The organism is Pseudomonas pharyngis, assembly GCF_021602345.1.
GTDB lineage: Bacteria > Pseudomonadota > Gammaproteobacteria > Pseudomonadales > Pseudomonadaceae > Aquipseudomonas > Aquipseudomonas pharyngis.
Genome location: NZ_BQID01000008.1, coordinates 119,681 through 140,705 on the forward strand (window position 1 = coordinate 119,681; position 21,025 = coordinate 140,705).

Below are 21,025 nucleotides of genomic sequence, written 5' to 3' on the forward strand. Positions count from 1 at the left end.
TTTAAAAGAAGCGCCACAGGACTATGACTGGTCCCCTGCGGTCTTCTTGGTCACCCGGCGATATCGCGAATGGCGATCTCGCTCATGATGCGTTCAAGCACCTGATCGATGGACAGCTCCGTGGAATCCAGCTGTATGGCGTCGGCCGCCGGCTTGAGCGGGGCCACCGCTCGCTGGGTATCACGCTCGTCGCGCGCACGGATCTCATCTAGCAGACTCGACAGACTAACACCCTCGACCTTGCCCTTCAACTGCAAATATCGACGGCGCGCCCTCTCCTCGGCACTGGCGGTCAGGAAAATCTTCAAGGGTGCATTCGGAAAAACCACCGTACCCATGTCGCGACCATCGGCCACCAGACCCGGCGACTCCTGGAAAGCACGCTGGCGCTGCAGCAGCGCTTCGCGCACAGCCGGCAATGCGGCCACCTGAGAAGCGCCGGATCCGACGCTTTCAGTGCGGATGACATCGCTGACTTCGTCACCTTCCAGAATGATGCGTTGCAGCTGACCGTCGGTCGCCGCGATGAACTGCACATCCAGATGAGCCGCCAGTTTCTTCAGCAGCTCTTCATTGGTCAGGTCGACACCATGGTTGTGCGCAGCAAATGCCAGCAGGCGATACAGCGCACCGGAGTCCAGCAGGTTCCAGCCCAGACGCTTGGCCAGAATCCCGGCTACGGTGCCTTTGCCCGAGCCGCTTGGCCCATCGATGGTGATGACCGGTGCAATGTTGTTCACGACTGAGCCTCTTGCGCCACACGAATGCCGACCTGCGCGCAGAGCGCCAGGAAGTTCGGGAACGATGTCGCGACGTTGGCGCAGTCATGGATGCGGATCGGTGCCGTGGCGCGCAGTGAGGCCACGCTGAATGCCATCGCGATGCGGTGATCGCCATGACCATGCACTTCGCCGCCGCCGATCTGGCCGCCGTCGATGATGATGCCGTCCGGGGTCGGTTCGCACTTGACGCCCAGCGCCAGCAAACCGTCCGCCATGACCTGGATACGGTCCGATTCCTTGACCCGCAGCTCTTCGGCGCCGGTCAGCACGGTGCGCCCTTCGGCACAGGCCGCGGCCACGAACAGCACCGGGAATTCGTCGATGGCCAGCGGAACCAGCGCTTCCGGAATCTCGATACCCTTGAGTTTAGCCGCTCGCACGCGCAGGTCGGCAACCGGCTCGCCACCCACTTCACGCTGGTTTTCCAGAGTGATGTCGGCGCCCATCAGACGCAGGATGTCGATTACGCCGGTGCGGGTCGGGTTGATGCCTACGTGCTCGAGCACCAGCTCCGAGCCTTCAGCGATCGATGCGGCCACCAGGAAGAACGCCGACGACGAGATGTCGCCAGGCACTTCGATGTGGGTCGCGGTCAGCTTGCCACCAGACTCAACCGATGCCGTGGCACCGTTGACGCTCACCGGATAGCCAAAGCCGCGCAGCATACGCTCGGTGTGATCACGGGTCGGTGCCGGCTCGGTCACGGTGGTCTTGCCTTCGGCGTACAGACCCGCCAGCAGCAGGCAGGATTTAACCTGGGCACTGGCCATCGGCATGGTGTAGGTCAGGCCTTTAAGCTTGTGACCGCCACGAATGGTCATCGGTGGACGACCCTCGGCAGCGGTTTCGATCACGGCGCCCATTTCCCGCAGCGGGTTGGCGACGCGATTCATCGGGCGCTTGGACAACGAAGCGTCACCGGTCAGGGTGCTGTCGAAATCCTGCGCGGCCAGCAGGCCGGACAGCAGGCGCATCGAAGTGCCGGAGTTGCCCAGATAGATCGGGCCCGGCGCAGGCTTCAGGCCATGCAGGCCGACACCGTGGATGGTCACGCGGCCGTGATGCGGGCCTTCGATGACCACGCCCATGTCGCGGAACGCCTGCAAGGTCGCCAGGGCGTCTTCGCCCTCGAGGAAGCCTTCGACTTCGGTGACGCCTTCAGCCAGGGAACCGAGCATGATCGAACGGTGGGAAATCGATTTGTCACCCGGTACGCGAATCCGACCGGACAGGCGGCCACCAGGTTGAGCCAGGAAAATCAGATCGTTGGAATTCATAGCGTCCACATAGGCCCTGCGGGCCAGGATTTTACTGAAATGCTCGCGGGCAACCCGGGCGCGCGTGAAGACGCCCAACAATTGGTGCCCATCCCCTGCATCGACCGCGTCGCGCAAGGCGTCGAGGTCGCTGCGAAATGTATCGAGAGTGCGCAGGACAGCCTCGCGGTTGGCGAGAAAGATGTCATGCCACATGACCGGGTCGCTTCCGGCGATTCTTGTGAAATCACGGAAACCGCCCGCAGCGTAACGGAAGATCTCAAGGTTTTCATTGCGCTTGGCCAGCGAATCGACCAGACCGAAGGCCAGCAGGTGCGGCAGATGACTGGTTGCGGCCAGCACTTCATCGTGACGCTCGACCTGCATGTGCTCGACGTCGGCGCCCAGCTCGCGCCACAAACGATCAACCATCGCCAGGGCAGCCGGATCGGTCTGCTCCAGCGGGGTCAGAATCACTTTATGACGGCGGAACAGCTCTGAGTTGGAGGCTTCCACCCCGCTCTGCTCGGAGCCGGCAATCGGATGCCCCGGCACGAAACGCGCCGGCATGCCGCCGAACGCCTCGGTCGCCGCACGCACCACATTGCCCTTGGCGCTGCCGACATCCGTGAGAATCGCCTGCCCCAGGTCCATGCCGGCCAGACGGGCCAGCACTTTTTCCATGGCCAGGATCGGCACCGCCAACTGGATCACGTCCGCGCCCTGGCAAGCCTTGACCAGATCGTCTTCGCAGCGATCCACCACACCCAACTCGACCGCCAGCTTGCGCGATTGCGGGTCGAGGTCGACCCCGACCACTTCGCGGCACACGCCACTTTCACGCAAGCCTTTGGCAAACGAACCACCGATCAACCCCAGACCGACCACCACCAAGCGCCCGATCATAGGTGCAGCAGATTGCAGCGCAGTGACATCACCCACGAGCCAGAACCTTACGCAGCGCTTCGAGGAAGCGGCTGTTTTCCGCCGGCAGACCGATGGTCACCCGCAGATGATTCGGCATGCCGTAGTTGGCCACCGGACGCACGATCACGCCTTCGCGCAGCAGGCCCTGAAATACAGGAGCCGCCACCTGACCGAGGTCGACGCAGATAAAGTTGCCCTTGGATGGAATCCAGCTCAGACCCAGCTCACGAAAACCTGCTTCCAGCTGTTGCATGCCGGACTCGTTGAGCTGCCGGCTCTGCGCCAGATATTCCTCGTCCTTCAGCGCCGCACACGCCGCCGCCAAGGCCAGGCTGTTGACGTTGAATGGCTGACGTACCCGGTTCAGCACGTCCGCCACCACCGGGGTAGACAGACCATAGCCAACGCGCAGCGCCGCCAGACCGTAAGCCTTGGAGAACGTGCGCGAGACCAACAGATTCGGGTAAGCGGCGAGGAAATCCAGACCATCCGGCAGATCGCTGCCTTCGGCATATTCGATGTAGGCCTCGTCCAGCACCACCAGCACATGCTCCGGCACATCCTGCAGGAACTCGTCCAGCGCTTCGGCGCCGAACCAGGTACCGGTCGGGTTGTTCGGGTTGGCGATGAACACCACGCGAGTGTTGGCGTCGATCGCGGCCAGCATGGCCGGCAGATCATGCCCCCAATCCTTGGCCGGAACGACCTTGGCCTGAGCGCCGACTGCCTGGGTCGCAATCGGGTAGACCGCAAACGCGTGCTCGCTGAACACAGCATTCAGGCCCGGCGCCAGATAGGCGCGCGCCACCAGCTCGAGAATGTCGTTGGAGCCATTGCCCAAAGTCACCTGGTTCAGCTCGACACGGCACTGCTCGGCCAGCAGGGATTTCAAGACAAAACCGTTGCCGTCCGGATAACGGGTCAGCTCGTCCAGCGCTTCGCGGATTGCGGCCAGCGCTTTCGGACTCGCGCCCAACGGATTTTCGTTGCTCGCCAGTTTGACAATGCTCGCCGGATCCAGGTCCAGTTCGCGAGCCAGCTCGTCCACGGGTTTGCCCGGTACGTATGGCGAAAGTTGTTGCACGCCCGGCTGTGCCAGAGCGAGGAAGTTGCCACTCATTGCTACCACCCCTTAAAGAACTGCTTTCGGGTAGGAACCCAGCACCTTGAGTGCTACTGCTTCCTGACTGATCTTTTCCAGTACACCTTTGATCAGCGGATCACGGTGATGGCCGACGAAGTCGATGAAGAACACGTAGGTCCATTTACCACTGCGCGACGGACGGGTTTCGATCCGGGTCAGGTCGATCCCGTTGTCATGGAACGGCACCAGCAGCTCATGGAGCGCGCCGGGCTTGTTGCTCATGGACACGATGATCGAAGTTTTGTCGTCGCCGGTCGGCGGCACTTCCTGGTTGCCGATCATCAGGAAGCGCGTGGAGTTGTCCGGGCGATCTTCGATCTTCTCGGCCAGACGAGTCAGGCCGTACAACCCGGCCGCCATGTCACCGGCGATCGCTGCCGAATTCCACTCACCCTTGACCCGCTTGGCCGCTTCGGCGTTGCTGGACACCGCCACGCGCTCGACATTCGGGTAATGGGCGTCCAGCCACTTGCGGCACTGCGCCAACGACTGGGCATGGGAATAGATGCGGCTGATGCTGTCGGTCTTGGTGTTTTCACCGACCAGCAGGTGGTGGTGAATCCGCAGCTCGACTTCGCCGCAGATCACCATGTCGTGCTCGAGGAAGCTGTCGAGGGTGTGGTTGACCGCGCCTTCGGTGGAGTTTTCCACCGGCACCACGCCAAAATTCACCGCACCGGCCGCCACTTCACGGAACACTTCGTCGATCGCCGCCATCGGCTTGCTGATCACTGCGTGCCCAAAGTGCTTCATGGCCGCCGCTTGGGTGAAGGTGCCTTCCGGACCGAGATAAGCCACTTTCAGCGGATTCTCGAGGGCCAGGCACGAAGACATGATTTCGCGGAACAAGCGCGCCATCTCTTCGTTGCCCAGCGGGCCCTTGTTGCGCTCCATCACGCGTTTGAGGACCTGCGCCTCACGCTCGGGACGGTAGAACACCGGCTGCTCGCCTTCGGCCAGACTGGCCATCTTGACCCGGGCAACTTCTTCTGCGCAGCGCGCGCGATCACTGATCAGCTGGAGAATCTTCTCATCCAGATTATCGATGCGAACGCGCAGTGCCTTGAGCTCCTGCTCGGACATCAGGAATGCTCCTTCTCGAATTCAGCCATGTAGCCAACCAGCGCTTCGACGGCGTCCAGACCCAGGGCGTTGTAGATCGAGGCACGCATACCGCCAACCGAACGATGGCCCTTGAGGTTGAGCAGGCCACGGGCGTCGGCACCGGCCAGAAACGCCTTGTCCAGACGCTCGTCAGCCAGACGGAACGGCACGTTCATCCACGAGCGGGCGTTGACGCTGATCGGGTTGGTATAGAAATCGCTGTTGTCGATGAAGCCGTACAGGCGATCTTTCTTTGCCTTGTTGCGCTGCTCCATCGCGGCGACACCGCCCTGCTCCTTCAGCCATTCGAAGACCAGGCCCGAGAGGTACCAGGAATAGGTGGCCGGGGTGTTGTACATCGAGCCGTTATCGGCGGAGATCTTGTAGTCGAGCATGGTCGGGCATGAACTGCGAGCGCGGCCCAGCAGGTCTTCACGAACGATCACTACAACCAGACCGCTCGGGCCGATGTTCTTCTGGGCGCCGGCGTAGATCAGGCCGTACTGCGACACATCGATCGGACGCGAGAGGATATCGGAGGACATGTCGACCACCAGCGGAACGTCACCGGCCTCGGGAACCCAGTCGAACTGCAGGCCGCCAATGGTTTCGTTGGACGCATAGTGCAGATAGGCCGCACCCGGAGTCAGCTTCCACTCGTTCTGACCAGGGATGGCCAGGTAGTCATAAGGCTTGGCGCTGGCAGCAACGTTGATGTTGCCGAAGCGACGCGCTTCCTCGATGGCTTTCTTCGACCAGATGCCGGTTTCGACATAGTCGGCAGTACCGTTCTCGGGCAGCAGGTTCAGCGGAATCTCGGCGAACTGTTGGCTCGCACCGCCCTGCAGGAACAGCACTTTGTAATTGGAGGGGATGGACAGCAGGTCGCGCAGGTCTTGTTCGGCCTTCTCGGCGATGGCTACGTAGTCATCACTGCGATGGCTCATTTCCATGACCGACAGACCCTTGCCGTGCCAGTCGAGCATCTCGGACTGGGCACGCAACAGGACAGCTTCAGGCAGCGCAGCGGGACCTGCGCAGAAGTTATAGGCTCGTTTGCTCACATCCACTCTCGCTATGCAATCACGGTAGCGGACAGAGCAAACACTCTGCCCTGCTACGATTTGGTTAGTCTTGCGACTCTTCTTCGTCTGCGGCGTCCGCCTGCAGGTTGTCGACCGCATCGTCCGGTTCGGCGCCGATCACGCCTTCTTCCAGCTCGACACCTTCTTCGCCTTCCAGCTCGTCACCTTCCACTTCCGAAGGCTCCTGAACCCGCTCCAGACCGACCAGGGTTTCATCCTTGGCCAGCTTGATCAGGGTCACGCCCTGGGTGTTGCGACCCAGGCTGGAGACTTCGTCGACACGGGTACGCACCAGCGTGCCCTGGTCGGAAATCAGCATGATCTCCTCGCCGTCGAGCACCTGAACCGCACCGACCAGACGGCCGTTACGCTCGTTGCTGACCATGGCGATCACGCCCTGGCCGCCACGCTTGTACTCAGGGAACTCGGTGATCGCGGTGCGCTTGCCATAACCACGCTCGGAAGCGGTGAGGATCTGGCTGCCTTCTTCCGGGATCAGCATCGAAATCAGCTTCTGCCCTTCCGGCAGACGCATGCCGCGCACACCGCGGGCGGTACGGCCCATGGCACGAACGTCGGACTCCTTGAAGCGGGTCACCTTGCCGCCGTCGGAGAACAGCATCACTTCACGTTCGCCATCGGTGATGGCCGCGGAAATCAGCACGTCGCCTTCGTCCAGCTCCAGCGCGATCAGACCGACGCTGCGTTGACGGCTGAAGGATTCCAGCGGCGTCTTCTTCACGGTGCCGTTTGCGGTCGCCATGAAGATGTAGTGACCCTCGGTGTATTCCTCGACCGGCAGCATGGTGGTGATGTATTCACCGTCATCCAGCGGCAGCAGGTTGACCAGCGGACGACCACGGGCGGCGCGGGATGCTTCCGGAATTTCGTAGGTCTTCAGCCAGTACACCTTGCCCTTGCTGGAGAACAGCAGCAGCGTGGTGTGGCTGTTGGCGACCAGCAGGTGAGCGATGTAGTCCTCATCCTTCACGCCGGTCGCCGATTTGCCTTTACCACCACGACGCTGGGCCTGGTACGCAGCCAGCGGCTGGGTCTTGGCATAGCCACCGTGGGAGATGGTCACAACGCGCTCTTCTTCCGGGATCATGTCGCCCAGGGTCAGGTCGAGACGGGCATCGAGAATTTCGGTGCGGCGCACGTCGCCGTATTCGGCGCGGATCACTTCCAGCTCTTCGCGGATCACTTCCATCAGGCGCACGGCGCTGTTGAGGATGCGGATCAGCTCGCCGATCTGGTTGAGGATCTCTTGATACTCGGCCAGCAGCTTTTCGTGTTCCAGACCGGTCAGGCGGTGCAGACGCAGTTCCAGAATGGCTTGCGCCTGCTCTGGCGACAGGAAGTACTTGCCGTCGCGCAGACCGTATTGCGGATCGAGGTTTTCCGGACGGCACGAATCGGCACCGGCACGCTCAACCATCGCCACCACGGCAGTGGATTCCCACGGCGTGCTGACCAGCGCTTCCTTGGCTTCCGACGGGGTCGGCGAAGCCTTGATCAGGGCGATGACCGGGTCGATGTTCGACAAGGCAACGGCCTGACCTTCGAGGATGTGACCACGCTCGCGCGCCTTGCGCAGTTCGAACACGGTACGGCGGGTAACCACTTCGCGGCGGTGACGGACGAAGGCTTCCAGCAGGTCCTTGAGGTTGAGGATCCGTGGACGGCCGTCGATCAGGGCAACGATGTTGATGCCGAATACCGATTGCAGCTGGGTCTGGGCGTAGAGGTTGTTGAGGATCACCTCTGGCACTTCGCCGCGACGCAGTTCGATCACGACGCGCATACCGTCCTTGTCGGACTCGTCGCGCAGTTCAGTGATGCCTTCGAGTTTCTTCTCTTTTACCAGCTCGGCGATCTTCTCGATCAGACGTGCCTTGTTCAACTGGTAAGGGAGTTCGGTGATGACGATCTGCTGACGGCCGCCGACCTTGTCGATGTCTTCGATGATCGAACGGGCGCGCATGTAAATGCGGCCACGGCCGGTGCGGTAGGCTTCGATGATGCCGGCGCGACCGTTGATGATCGCAGCAGTCGGGAAGTCCGGACCGGGAATGTATTGCATCAGCTCATCGACGGTCAGTTCGGGGTTGTCGATGAGCGCCAGGCAACCGTCGATGACTTCACCGAGGTTGTGCGGCGGAATGTTGGTCGCCATGCCCACGGCGATGCCGCTGGAACCGTTGACCAGCAGGTTCGGCACGCGGGTCGGCATGACCGCCGGGATCAGTTCGGTGCCGTCGTAGTTCGGCACCCAGTCCACGGTTTCCTTGTGCAGGTCGGCCAGCAGCTCGTGCGCCAGCTTGGTCATGCGCACTTCGGTGTATCGCATGGCCGCGGCGTTGTCGCCGTCCACCGAACCGAAGTTGCCCTGGCCGTCGACCAGCAGGTAACGCAGGGAGAATGGCTGCGCCATGCGGACGATGGTGTCGTACACCGCGGTATCACCGTGCGGGTGATACTTACCGATCACGTCACCGACGACACGGGCAGATTTCTTGTACGGCTTGTTGAAGTCGTTGCCCAGCTCGCTCATCGCGAACAGCACGCGACGGTGCACGGGCTTCAAGCCATCGCGCGCATCCGGCAGTGCACGGCCGACGATCACGCTCATCGCGTAGTCGAGATAGGACTGTTTCAGCTCGTCTTCGATATTGACCGGGAGGATTTCTTTGGCCAGTTCGCCCATGAGAAGCCTGATTCCTTTTTCTGGTGAAACTTCGCCATATCCATAGGGGACGCACGAAGCTCGTCGATGCAGGCCGAGTGCCATGCACCGACTTACGACAAATCGACAAGTTGACCCTGGATTTGCGCAGTGAAGACAACCCCGTGGGGCCGCCTCGGAAAACGCCGGATGTTATCACAAGAGCCGCCACGCACCTATCCCCGCATAGCCTGCTAACACCATTAATCTGACACAAAATCGCCTCAGAGCGCCTTCAGCGCCCGTTTCGAGCGCCCAACGGGTCATCCCCCCCTCAAAACTCACCTCGCCGTCACACTTCCAAGCCTCCAGCGGGAGGAATAAACGCTGACCGACTCTCCCACGAGTGTCACAACGCCATAAAAAGGTGTGACGGTGAGGTCTTTTTTTGCTCAAATGCGCAGCTCGATTTTATGCGCCGAAGAATATACCGAACCGAAAAGCCCACGCTGACGGTGTCGGCCTATTCGCCATACGGCAAAAAAAGCGCATGGTTTATTTCTTAGGGACAAGCTTTCGTGACATTCAATGCCCCCCCACTTGTTGTAGACCTCGACGGCACACTCCTTCGTTCGGATCTTTTGCTTGAGACGGGCATTGCTTTTGTTAGAAGCAATCCGCTTCAACTATTCATGCCTCTCACTTGGCTGTTCAAAGGGAAAGCCTCGCTGAAAGAGGGTCTGGCGAACGGAAGCCATATCGATGTAACGGTGCTGCCATACGACCCGACCGTGATCAAGCTTATTGAGCTGGAGCGAGCGAACGGACGCCATATCGTGCTTGCTACCGCAAGTCATGTCAGCCTGGCGCAGAAAATTGCCGACCATCTGCAACTTTTCGACACGGTAGAAGCTACCAATGGCAGCCTGAACCTCTCGTCACACCGCAAGCGCGACCTGCTGGTCGAGCACTATGGAAACGAAGGGTTCGATTACGTCGGCAACTCTCAGGACGATATCGCCGTATGGGCCAGCGCGCGCAAAGCGTACGTGGTCAATCCAGAGCGCGGTGTAGAAAAGCGCGCAGCGGCTCATGGCAATGTCGAGGAGGTCATCCACTCCAACACCAGCTCTGCAAAGGACTGGGTAAAAGCCTTGCGCTTGCATCAATGGATGAAAAACATACTCATCTTCGTCCCCTTGCTGACCGCCCATCAACTGACAAACATGTCATTGGTGCTGCAGGGCCTGCTCGCGTTCTTGTTTTTTGGCTTGTGCGCTTCGAGTGTGTATCTGCTCAACGACTTGCTCGATCTCAATGACGATCGCCATCACAAGTCCAAACGCTTCCGACCGTTTGCGTCGGGCAGGCTCGGCATTCTGGCCGGATTGCTGGCGTTCCCGCTGTTATTGGGCATTGCCTTCGCAGGCTCGGCACTGCTTCTGCCCTGGGAGTTCACCGCTACCCTGGTTGGTTATTACATCTTGACCCTCGCTTATTCGCTCTCAATGAAGCGAAAAATGGTCGTGGATGTCATTTCCCTCGCACTGCTTTACACCATTCGCATCATTGCGGGTGCCTTCGCTCTGGGCCTGGATCTCACATTCTGGATTCTCGCATTCTCGATGTTCATGTTCCTGAGTCTGGCACTGGTCAAACGTTATGCCGAACTGCGCGAAGCCAAGCACAGCGGGCGCACGGAAAAAACCCGGGGCCGCGGCTACTATCCTGACGATCTGGAAATGATTTCATCGCTGGGAGCCTCTTCCGGCTATTTGGCTGTAATGGTGCTGGCAATGTACATTCACGACCCTGCCACTACCCGCCTCTATGCCCACCCACAAATCATCTGGCTCGCCTGCCCGATTCTGCTGTTCTGGATTTCTCGAATCTGGATGCTGACCCATCGCGGGAAAATGCACGACGATCCGGTCATGTTCGCCGTCTCTGACCGCACCAGCATCGTCGCCGGGGCTCTGATGGGCGTTGTTTTCTGGGTGGCCGCGTGACTGCCAACCTGTTGTCTTGGGGACGATATCCCAATCTGCCGCAAACCGGACACAGCGCCAACTGGCGAACGGATTTGCCTGCCCTCGTGGAAAGCCTCAGCCAGACACATGGCAGCACACTTGCGTACGGCAACGGACGCAGCTACGGCGACAGCTGTCTGGCCGCCAGTGATCAAGTGCTGAACATGCGCGGGCTTGATCGCTTCATCGAAGTCGACTGGCAAAACGGCAGGATCACTGCCGAAGCAGGCGTGACACTGGCAGAAATCCTCGAGTTGTCCATTCCTAACGGCTGGTTCCTCGCAGTGACGCCAGGCACGCAATTCGTGACGCTGGGAGGCGCGATAGGCAACGATGTTCATGGCAAAAACCACCATGTACGCGGCACTTTCGGCAACCACGTTACCCAATTCGGTCTATTGCACAGAAACGAGCTGCTTATCTGCAGCCCTACACAAAACCAGGCACTGTTTCGTGCCACGATCGGCGGCCTGGGTCTCACCGGCGTAGTCAGCTGGGCGCAGATACAACTAATCCCGATTCAGTCGAGCCAGATCGATAGCACTCTCGTGCGCTTCAACAATCTTGGGGAGTTCTTCGAACTTTCCAGCCAGTTGGATGAACTGCACGAATACAGCGTGGCCTGGATCGATTGCCTTGCCAAAGGCGAGCAACTGGGACGCGGGATCTACATAGTCGGCGACCATGCGCCCTATGGCTCATTATCCCTGAACAAGCGAAACAAGCTTGTGGTGCCGCTGACACCTCCGGTTTCGCTCATCAACAATGTGTCTTTGCGCGGGTTCAACGAACTCTACTGGCGCAAGGGCCCGATCAAGCGAACTCGCGTTCGCAGCGAGTACGAGCCCTTCTTCTATCCACTGGACAGGGTGCTGTACTGGAATCGCATTTACGGCAACGCCGGCTTTCAGCAATTTCAATGCGTCATTCCCGACGCCAATGCTCAGGCTGCAATGGCGCAATTGCTCAAGACCATTGCCGACTCAGGGAACGGCTCCTTTTTGGCCGTACTCAAACGCTGCGGCGACTGTAACTCACCCGGCCTTCTTTCTTTTCCGCTGCCTGGCGCCTCTCTCGCACTAGATTTCCCGCAGTCAACAAGCCTGCATCAGCTGTTCTCGCGCCTGGACGTGATTGTTAGAGAGGCCGGCGGCAGGATCTACCCGGCCAAGGATGCACACATGAGCGGCAGCGACTTCCGTGCCGCGTATCCGGAGTGGGAGCAGGTTGAAGCCTTGCGTGACCCGTCTTTGAATTCCCGCTTTTGGAAAAGGGTAACTGAATGAAACGAGTTTTGATCATTGGCGCAACTTCGGCGATTGCCACGGCTTGCGCACGGCGCTGGGCTACGCAGGGTAGTGAGTTTTTCCTGGTGGGTCGAAACCTCGAAAAACTTCAGCAAACCGCTGCCGACCTGGAAGGACGCGGAGCCAAGGCAACAACCTTGCACGCCATGGATGCTACCGACACCGGCGCCCATGCCGCAATGCTCGAAAGCTGCGTTGGCGCCATGCGCCAGGTCGATATCGCCTTGATTGCACACGGCACACTGCCCGACCAACAGCAATGCGAACAAGACCCGGCAGTAGCACTCCAGGAGTTCAGCAACAACGGAACATCCGTGATTGCGTTGCTGACACTGTTGTCTAACCACTTCGAAACCCAGCGCTGTGGCACCCTTGCGGTGATCTCTTCAGTGGCCGGGGATCGCGGTCGCCCTTCAAACTACCTTTACGGTGCTGCCAAGGCGGCTGTTTCGACATTCTGCGAAGGATTGCGCGCCCGCATGTTCAAAGTCGGCGTCCATGTGATCACCATCAAACCTGGCTTTGTCGATACGCCGATGACTCAGGGTCTGAAATTGCCAAAAGCACTGGTCGCCCAACCCGAGCAGGTCGCGAAGAGAATTGCAGAGGGCATAGATCGCAAAAAAGACGTGCTCTACGCTCCCGGTTTCTGGTCGCTGATCATGTTGATCATCCGCTCCATACCAAGATCTGTATTCAAAAGAATAAATCTCTAAATTCAGTAAATATTTTTCGAATGGGGTGAACCTTGAAGTTTAATAAACTTTCAAGTCAGTACTTATCGCCGATGCGCGGCATACAAATAATTAGCCTGCTGACGCTTGTCTATGCATTTTACATAGCCCTGCATTACGCAGGCCAGCCGTTGATTGAGTTGTTCGGATTTCGCCAAACACAAACTGCACTGACCTCTTTCTGGTTTATCCAGGAAGGTTACAAACTTGCATATGAAACTCCGGTTTCCGGAGCGCCCTGGTCGATCCCTTTCGAATTCCCGCTGTACCAGGCGATCGTCGCGTTCATTTCTCAGCTTTTCCACAGCGACCTGGGTAAAACCGGAAGAATTGTATCTTTCGCATTCCTGGTGTTCTGCCTGTACCCCGCGAATGAAATCTGCAAGTCGCTCAAGCTGAGCCGAAGCAGTTTCTACCTCTTTGCAGGCCTGCTGTTTTCCAGCCCGGTGTACCTGTTCTGGGGCAGAACATTCATGATCGAAACAATGGCGCTATTCTTTGCCATTCTCGCGATCAAGTTCTTCCTGGACTTCCTGAATAACAAAGGTAAATGGGCTGCCGCAGGCTTTTTCGCGTCCATTTCGCTGGCCATTCTTCAGAAAGCAACAACCGGTCTTCCCGTGCTGGCAATATTGGCCGTCGTCTTCTTGTTTCACGAAATCAACAGAAACAAGAGCATCGTCGGCGCAATCTCCATCAAAAACATCTTTTGGGCCATGACGCTGTTCGCACTGCCGATCGTCATCGGCTACGGCTGGACGCTATATACCGACATCATCAAATCCAAAAATGAATTCGGCATGAGCATCACGTCCCAGAGTCTGTCAGCCTGGAATTGGGGAACCCTGACCCAGCGACTGTCGCTGCCACTCTACACCGACGTTATCTGGTCGCGAATCATCAAGGGCAATCTGTCGGGTATCTTCGGCGTTGCAATCATCCTTGGCGCGATGCTGCTGACCAAAAGCAATAAACTGCGACTCATTATTGCTGCTGCCTGCGCATTGGGCATTTTGCCGCTGTTCATCTTCACCAATCTTCACCTGGTCCATACCTACTACCAGTCGGCCAATGTCATCTTCCTGATCTTCGCTCTGGCAGTCGCCGTCGGGGAAAGTCTGGACGGTGCCCGCCGGACAGCGATCTCGGTGATCGTTTTCCTAGCCCTGGTACTGAATAACTACGGCGCGTTTGCCAGTGACTACTTCCTCAAGGTGCGCGAAGACCTCAATATCGGTAACTCGCGGGACCTGATGGTTGGCGATGCGCTTAATATGAACATGTCCCGTGGCGAAGCGGTTGTGGTGTATGGCAATGACTGGAGTTCCTCTATCGCCTACTACGCCGAACATAAATCGTTCACCGTACCTGATCGATTCCGCAACCTGGACAAAGTCATCAACACCCCGGAGGCCTACCTCGGTGGTCTGCCTCTAGGCGCAATTGCCGCGTGCCCGGAGTCTCCAGTACCGACCGTACGCCAATTGGTTGACTGGAAGCACAATGGCAACCCATGGAAAGCTGCCGAAGTCTGGAACTGCATTGTCGCCTTCCCCGATAAATCCATCGGCCTGGATTTGCCGAAGGTGAAGACCGACTGCCAAGGCAATCTGGACTATGTAGGCGACACGACGAGCAAGACGCCCGGCACTGTCCAGTTCAAGGGCTGGACAACGGTTGATGGTGCGCAGAACACAATCCCGTCGCAAGTCTACATAACCCTGACCGACGCGACTGGCGCGGTGAGATATTACGGCGCTGTTCAATCCTACTATTACGGCGTGGGCGACTTGTTCAAACGGCCAGACATGGCCAGCGCAGGCTTTGGAAGAATCATCGACACGTCGACCCTTTCTGGAAAATACACCGTAGGTGTCGAACGGGTCGTCGGGCAAAGCATGCAGGTTTGCCAATTCAGCAAAGAACTACAGGTTAATAAATAATGGCCAGCATCAATCTCAAAGACCGCATAGTCCTTCCGGGCGGCGCCGGCCTCGTCGGCCAAAACCTGGTCGCACGCCTCAAGGCTAAAGGCTACGAAAACATCGTGGTCATCGACAAGCATTCCAAGAACCTGGAAATCCTCAAGCAGGTTCAACCTGATGTCACGACGGTGCTTGCCGACCTCTCCAAGCCAGGAGAGTGGCAACAGCATTTCGTTGGGGCAGACGTCGTAGTAATGCTCCAGGCGCAGATCGGCGGCAATGACTACAGCGAATTCGTCCACAACAACGTGGACGCCACGCGGCTGATCCTTGACGCGATCAAGCTCAATAATATTCAGTACCTGGTTCATATCAGTTCGTCGGTCGTCGAGTCGGTTGCTGATGATTTTTATACCAATACAAAGAAAGACCAAGAACAAATGGTCTTGGCCAGCGGCATTCCGTGTCCGATTCTGCGACCGACCCTGATGTTTGGCTGGTTTGACCGCAAGCACCTGGGCTGGCTGTCTCGCTTCATGAAAAAAGTGCCGGTATTTCCGATCCCGGGTCACGGCCGTTACATGCGTCAGCCGCTGTATGTAGGTGACTTCTGTAATGTAATCATCAGCTGCATAGAGCAGCGTATTCATGACGGTATCTTCAATATTTCCGGACATGAAAAAATTGACTACATCGACATCATTCGCGAAATAAAACGCACCACACACGCCAGGACCATCATCGCCAAAGTGCCTTACAGCATTTTCTATGGCCTGATCTGGACCTGGAGCCTGTTTGACAAAAACCCGCCATTCACCACTCAACAGCTGGCCTCCCTGAGTGCCAAGGACGAGTTCGAGGTCAATGATTGGCCCGGCACATTCAACGTTCCATATACGTCTTTCGCGGCAGCGGTGAACGAAACGTTCAACGACCCGAAATACAGCAAAGTTGTTTTGGAGTTTTAAGCATGACACAACGAATTGCTGTCTTAGGGGCCGGCCCGATGGGGCTGGCTGTGGCCTATCAACTGGCACGTGACGGACACACTCCGGTGATCTTCGAGGCCGATGATCGCGTGGGGGGCATGACTGCACCCTTCGATTTCTCGGGGTTGAGCATCGAGCGCTATTACCACTTCCACTGCATCTCCGACCATGCATTTCTGAAGATGCTGGACGAACTTGGCCTGGCTGAAGAAATGCGCTGGGTCGAGACCAAGATGGGTTACTGGTATCAGAACCGACTCCAGGCCTGGGGCAATCCGTTCGCGCTTCTAAAGTTCAAGGGACTGAGCCTGACCGCCAAATTCCGCTATGGCCTTCACGCCTTTCTTTCGACCAAGCGCAATGACTGGAAGCCGCTGGACAATGTCGAGGCGACTGGCTGGATCAAGCGCTGGGTAGGCGATGAAGCGTGGGAAGTGCTCTGGCGTCGCCTGTTTGACTACAAGTTCTACGACCACACCGGCAATCTGTCCGCCGCCTGGATCTGGAGCCGTATTCGGCGTATCGGCAGATCTCGGTACAACCTGTTCAAAGAAAAGCTGGGCTACCTGGAAGGTGGCTCGGAAACGCTGCTCAATGCGATGGCAGGGAGTATTCGTGAGCACGGTGGCGAGATCCGGTTGAAGGCTCCGGTTACTCGAGTATTGATTGAAGGCGGCGAGGTAAAAGGCGTGGAAGTTGATGGCAAGGTCGAGCAATTCGACAAAGTCATCAGCACCATTCCGCTACCTTACGTGCCAAAAGTGATGCCCGACCTTCCTGACGAGATCCTGCAGCGTTTCAAAGCGCTGAAGAACATCGCCGTCGTGTGTGTCATTGTAAAGTTGCGCAAGGCACTGACAGAGAACTTCTGGCTCAACACCAATGACCCGGAAATGGACATTCCAGGCCTGGTTGAATACAGCAACTTACGCCCAATGAAAGAGCACATTGTCTACGTGCCTTTCTATGTACCGGGCGAGCATCCAAAGTTTCAGGAGCCTAACGAGGTATTCCTCAACAAAGTTCGTCATTACCTGAAGAAAATCAACCCGGAACTGACGGATGACGACTTCATTGATATTTACGCCAGTCGTTATCGTTATGCCCAACCAATTTGCGATCCAGGCTATCTTGACCGGTTGCCACCTGTATCGCTGCCAGTCAAAGGCCTTTGGGTGGCCGACACTTCCTATTACTACCCCGAAGATCGAGGCATCTCTGAAAGCATCGATTTCGGACGAAAGATGGCGAAGGATGCTGCTGAGTGAAGGACACGATGATGAGCCGGCAGTTTTTGGCATTTCTACTGACCGGCGGCACAGCTGCCGCCGTCAACTTTTGCTCGAGACTGCTCTATAGCATTTGGTTCGACTTTTCCACGGCAGTCATTCTGGCTTACATCACCGGTATGGTAACGGCGTTTATACTGGCCAAGCTTTTTGTATTCACAGAAAGCAGCCAGTCAACGCACCGATCCGCATTTTTTTTCATACTGGTGAATCTGGTCGCGGTGGCTCAGACCTGGCTGATCAGCCTGGGGCTTGCACACTATGTGTTTCCGGCGATCGGCATCACGCTGTTTGCCAACGAGATGGCTCATGCCGTCGGCATCGTTGTCCCAGTGTTTACCAGTTATCTGGGGCACAAGCGCTGGTCGTTCAAATAGTCCGTTGACGGTTGCCACTACTGTCAGAGCCCACACCATCCAGCCTCGTTCGTGACTGTGCAGACTTCTACAGCGAAGTCCGCACTGTCATGACCGGGCTGCTACGCCCTGTCATCCAGCGCTTCTTGCGACTGTCAATGCAAGCGCTTGCGGCACATCAACTGCGCCATTTTCGCGGTGTCCGGGCGCTCGACGATGCCTTTTTCGGTGACGATCGCATCGATCAGGTCTGCCGGGGTGACGTCAAACACCGGGTTGAACGCCTCAACGTCAGCCCCGACACGTTTGCCGCCAACCTCCAGCAACTCGGCGCCGTCGCGTTCTTCGATCGGAATGTCATCACCGCTGGCCAGATTCATGTCGATGGTCGAGCTCGGCGCCACCACCATGAAACGCACGCCGTGGTGCATGGCGTTGACCGCCAGTTGATAGGTGCCGATCTTGTTCGCCACGTCGCCGTTGGCGGTGATCCGGTCAGCGCCGACGATCACCCAGGTCACGCCTTTGGTTTTCATGATGTGCGCAGCGGCGGAGTCGGCGTTCAGGGTCACCGGAATGCCTTCGTTGGCCAGTTCCCACGCGGTCAGGCGCGAGCCTTGCAGCCACGGCCGGGTCTCGTCGGCGTAGACGCGCTCGACCATGCCCTCGATGAATGCGGCACGAATCACCCCGAGCGCCGTGCCGAAACCGCCGGTAGCCAGGGCGCCGGTGTTGCAGTGCGTCAGAATCGCCTGGGCATTGCCCTGATGCTTGCGGATCAGGTCGACGCCGAGCTGAGCCATGGTCAGGTTGGCCTCGCGATCGCTTTCATGAATGGCGATGGCCTCGGCTTCCAGCGCCACCAGTGGATCGGCGTTTTCCTTCAAACGGTCCAGCCGGTCATGCATGCGATTCAACGCCCAGAACAGGTTGACCGCTGTCGGCCGGGAATCGGCCAGCAGCATGAAATCCTCTTCCAGCGCCGCGTACCAGTCGCCCCCCTCGGCAATCCGGGCACGGGCCGCCAGCACGATGCCGTAGGCGGCACTGATGCCGATGGCCGGCGCACCGCGCACCACCATCGAGCGAATCGCCTCGGCCACGCCGGCGGCGCTGGTGTAGGCAATCCAGTTTTCCTCGAACGGCAAAACGCGCTGATCCAGCAGGTGGAGCGCGCCATCACGCCAATCGATGGCCTTTACTTTCTCCGCAGCCAACAGTCGATCGCGCATCCCTCACCCCGCACTCATGAACAAAAGCCGCCGATTATAGCGATCCCCCCGCGAAGACGCTCGGGTATACTTCGCCATCCTTTACAAAAGCACTGGAACCGACCCTCGATGCCGAAACCTGCCATTGCGCTCGACTTATTATTGCTGCCGACCTGGCTGGTACCCGTCGAACCCGCAGGCGTTGTGCTCAAGGAGCACGGCCTGGGCATCCGCGACGGCCGCATCGTGTTCATCGGCCCGCGTGCCGAAGCGCTGAAGTGTAACGCCGCCGAAGTCCGCGATCTGCCGGACGTGCTGCTCAGCCCCGGCCTGATCAACGCCCACGGCCACGCCGCGATGACGCTGTTCCGTGGTCTGGCCGACGATTTGCCGCTGATGACCTGGCTGGAAAACCACATCTGGCCGGCCGAGGGCAAATGGGTCGATGAAGATTTTGTGCGTGACGGCACCGATCTGGCCATCGCCGAGCAGATAAAAGGTGGCATCACCTGTTTCTCGGACATGTACTTCTTCCCCAAGGTTGCCAGCGAGCGCGTGCACAACAGCGGAATCCGTGCGCAGATCGCGATTCCGATCCTCGACTTCCCGATTCCGGGTGCCGCCAGCGCCGATGAAGCCATTCGTCAGGGCGTCGAACTGTTCGGCGACCTGAAGCATCACGAGCGCATCAAGATCACCTTCGGCCCTCATGCACCCTACACCGTGGGCGACGAGAACCTGGAAAAAATCCGCGTGATCGCCGAAGAACTGGACGCCTCGATCCACATGCACGTCCACGAAACCGCTTTCGAAGTGCAGCAAGCGCTCGAACAGCACGGCGAACGCCCGCTGGCCCGCCTCGGTCGTCTCGGCCTGCTCGGCCCGCGCTTCCAGGCCGTGCACATGACCCAGATCAGCGATGACGACCTGGCGTTGCTGGTAGAAAGCAACACCAGCGTGATCCACTGCCCGGAGTCGAACCTGAAACTGGCCAGCGGCTTCTGCCCGGTGGAGCGTCTGTGGCAGGCCGGGGTCAACGTCGCGGTCGGCACCGATGGCGCGGCGAGCAACAATGACCTGGACCTGCTGGGTGAAACCCGCACCGCCGCGCTGCTGGCCAAAGCCGTCGCCGGCTCGGCCACCGCGCTGGACGCCCACCGGGCCCTGCGCATGGCCACGTTGAACGGCGCGCGAGCCCTGGGAATCGAAGCCGTGACCGGCTCGCTGGAGCTCGGCAAGGCCGCAGACATCGTCGCTTTCGATCTGTCCGGCCTGGCGCAACAACCGGTCTATGACCCGGTCTCGCAACTGATATATGCCACCGGTCGCGACTGCGTGAAACACCTGTGGGTCGCCGGCAAGCAGTTGCTTGACGACCGGCGTCTGACCCGACTGGACGAACAACAGCTCGGCGAAACCGCCCGGGCCTGGGGCCGACGCATCAGCGGCCACACCGAATCGTAAACACCTCGGGGCACACTCCGGGGCTACAGCCTTTTTCAAGTTTTAGAGGATTGAATCATGAGCAACGTCGACCACGCCGAAATCGCCAAATTCGAAGCCCTGGCCCATCGCTGGTGGGACCGCGAAAGCGAGTTCAAACCGCTGCACGACATCAACCCGCTGCGGGTCAACTGGATTGACGAGCGCGTCAACCTGGCCGGCAAGAAGGTCCTCGACGTCGGTTGCGGTGGCGGCATTCTCAGCGAAGCCATGGCCCAGCGCGGCGCGACCGTTACCGGCATCGACATGGGCGAAGCGCCGCTGGCAGTCGCGCAACTGCATCAGCTGGAATCCGGCGTGAACGTCGAATACCGCCAGATCACCGCCGAAGCCCTGGCCGAAGAAATGCCCGAGCAGTTCGACGTCGTCACCTGCCTGGAAATGCTCGAGCACGTACCGGATCCGTCCTCGGTGATCCGCGCCTGCTTCCGCATGGTCAAGCCCGGCGGCCAGGTGTTCTTCTCCACCATCAACCGCAACCCGAAGGCCTACCTGTTCGCCATCATCGGTGCCGAATACATCATGAAGCTGCTGCCGCGCGGCACTCACGATTTCAAGAAATTCATTCGCCCGTCCGAGCTCGGCGCCTGGAGCCGCATGGCCGGCCTGACCGTCAAGGACATCATCGGTCTGACGTACAACCCGCTGACCAAACACTACAAGCTGGCGGCGGACGTTGACGTCAACTACATGATCCAGACCCTGCGCGAGGAATAAG

Annotated in this window: 16 protein-coding genes; 9 read left to right on the forward strand and 7 right to left on the reverse strand. The window is 58.7% G+C overall.

The window, feature by feature from the left end; translation table 11 throughout:
• Positions 1-50 precede the first annotated feature (50 nt).
• The 6 genes from cmk to gyrA form a co-directional block, all read right to left on the reverse strand.
• Positions 51-740, reverse strand: a complete 690-nt coding sequence (gene cmk, locus L6D74_RS17660; protein ID WP_085647507.1) for a (d)CMP kinase — start codon at positions 738-740, stop codon at positions 51-53.
• Positions 737-2,944 carry a bifunctional prephenate dehydrogenase/3-phosphoshikimate 1-carboxyvinyltransferase gene (locus tag L6D74_RS17665; protein ID WP_236190005.1) on the reverse strand — a complete coding sequence of 736 codons (2,208 nt, stop codon included), beginning with the start codon at positions 2,942-2,944 and terminating at the stop codon, positions 737-739. The genes cmk and L6D74_RS17665 overlap by 4 nt, the downstream gene beginning before the upstream one ends.
• 28 nt (positions 2,945-2,972) lie before the next feature.
• Positions 2,973-4,085, reverse strand: coding sequence for a histidinol-phosphate transaminase (hisC, locus tag L6D74_RS17670; protein WP_236189925.1), 1,113 nt, complete (start codon positions 4,083-4,085; stop codon positions 2,973-2,975).
• Positions 4,086-4,097: 12 nt separating this feature from the next.
• Positions 4,098-5,192, reverse strand: a complete 1,095-nt coding sequence (pheA, locus tag L6D74_RS17675; RefSeq protein WP_007950913.1) for a prephenate dehydratase — start codon at positions 5,190-5,192, stop codon at positions 4,098-4,100.
• A complete protein-coding gene (gene serC / locus L6D74_RS17680; protein WP_007950912.1) occupies positions 5,192-6,277 on the reverse strand; it encodes a 3-phosphoserine/phosphohydroxythreonine transaminase in 1,086 nt (361 codons plus the stop codon). The genes pheA and serC overlap by 1 nt, the downstream gene beginning before the upstream one ends.
• Before the next feature lie 64 nt (positions 6,278-6,341).
• On the reverse strand, positions 6,342-9,005 hold the full coding sequence (gene gyrA / locus L6D74_RS17685; protein WP_039770558.1) for a DNA gyrase subunit A: 2,664 nt from the start codon (positions 9,003-9,005) through the stop codon (positions 6,342-6,344).
• Positions 9,006-9,541: 536 nt separating this feature from the next.
• Here gyrA and L6D74_RS17690 point away from each other — a divergent pair.
• The 7 genes from L6D74_RS17690 to L6D74_RS17720 are packed head-to-tail and all read left to right on the forward strand — an operon-like array spanning position 9,542 to position 17,614.
• Complete coding sequence (locus tag L6D74_RS17690; protein WP_236189926.1) at positions 9,542-10,972, forward strand: UbiA family prenyltransferase; 1,431 nt, start codon at positions 9,542-9,544, stop codon at positions 10,970-10,972.
• Positions 10,969-12,279 carry an FAD-binding oxidoreductase gene (locus L6D74_RS17695; RefSeq protein ID WP_064598438.1) on the forward strand — a complete coding sequence of 437 codons (1,311 nt, stop codon included), beginning with the start codon at positions 10,969-10,971 and terminating at the stop codon, positions 12,277-12,279. The genes L6D74_RS17690 and L6D74_RS17695 overlap by 4 nt, the downstream gene beginning before the upstream one ends.
• Positions 12,276-13,016 (forward strand): SDR family oxidoreductase, encoded by a 741-nt coding sequence (locus tag L6D74_RS17700; protein ID WP_064598440.1) that lies wholly within the window; start codon positions 12,276-12,278, stop codon positions 13,014-13,016. Before L6D74_RS17695 ends, L6D74_RS17700 begins: the two co-directional genes overlap by 4 nt.
• Positions 13,017-13,048: 32 nt before the next feature.
• Positions 13,049-14,977, forward strand: a complete 1,929-nt coding sequence (locus L6D74_RS17705; RefSeq protein WP_236189927.1) for a glycosyltransferase family 39 protein — start codon at positions 13,049-13,051, stop codon at positions 14,975-14,977.
• Complete coding sequence (locus L6D74_RS17710; protein ID WP_236189928.1) at positions 14,977-15,927, forward strand: NAD-dependent epimerase/dehydratase family protein; 951 nt, start codon at positions 14,977-14,979, stop codon at positions 15,925-15,927. Before L6D74_RS17705 ends, L6D74_RS17710 begins: the two co-directional genes overlap by 1 nt.
• A 2-nt stretch (positions 15,928-15,929) precedes the next feature.
• Positions 15,930-17,216, forward strand: a complete 1,287-nt coding sequence (locus L6D74_RS17715; RefSeq protein ID WP_064598446.1) for an NAD(P)/FAD-dependent oxidoreductase — start codon at positions 15,930-15,932, stop codon at positions 17,214-17,216.
• Positions 17,213-17,614 carry a GtrA family protein gene (locus L6D74_RS17720; RefSeq protein ID WP_236189929.1) on the forward strand — a complete coding sequence of 134 codons (402 nt, stop codon included), beginning with the start codon at positions 17,213-17,215 and terminating at the stop codon, positions 17,612-17,614. Before L6D74_RS17715 ends, L6D74_RS17720 begins: the two co-directional genes overlap by 4 nt.
• Before the next feature lie 134 nt (positions 17,615-17,748).
• On the opposite strand, the gene mtnA is transcribed toward L6D74_RS17720, so the two are convergent.
• On the reverse strand, positions 17,749-18,825 hold the full coding sequence (gene mtnA, locus L6D74_RS17725) for an S-methyl-5-thioribose-1-phosphate isomerase (RefSeq protein ID WP_039770560.1): 1,077 nt from the start codon (positions 18,823-18,825) through the stop codon (positions 17,749-17,751).
• A 108-nt stretch (positions 18,826-18,933) separates the two neighbouring features.
• Here mtnA and L6D74_RS17730 point away from each other — a divergent pair, with 108 nt between their 5' ends.
• Positions 18,934-20,268, forward strand: a complete 1,335-nt coding sequence (locus L6D74_RS17730; RefSeq protein ID WP_236189930.1) for a TRZ/ATZ family hydrolase — start codon at positions 18,934-18,936, stop codon at positions 20,266-20,268.
• Between the two features lie 57 nt (positions 20,269-20,325).
• Entirely contained in the window at positions 20,326-21,024 is a 699-nt protein-coding gene (gene ubiG / locus L6D74_RS17735; protein WP_039770564.1) for a bifunctional 2-polyprenyl-6-hydroxyphenol methylase/3-demethylubiquinol 3-O-methyltransferase UbiG, read from the forward strand.
• Position 21,025 lies beyond the last annotated feature (1 nt).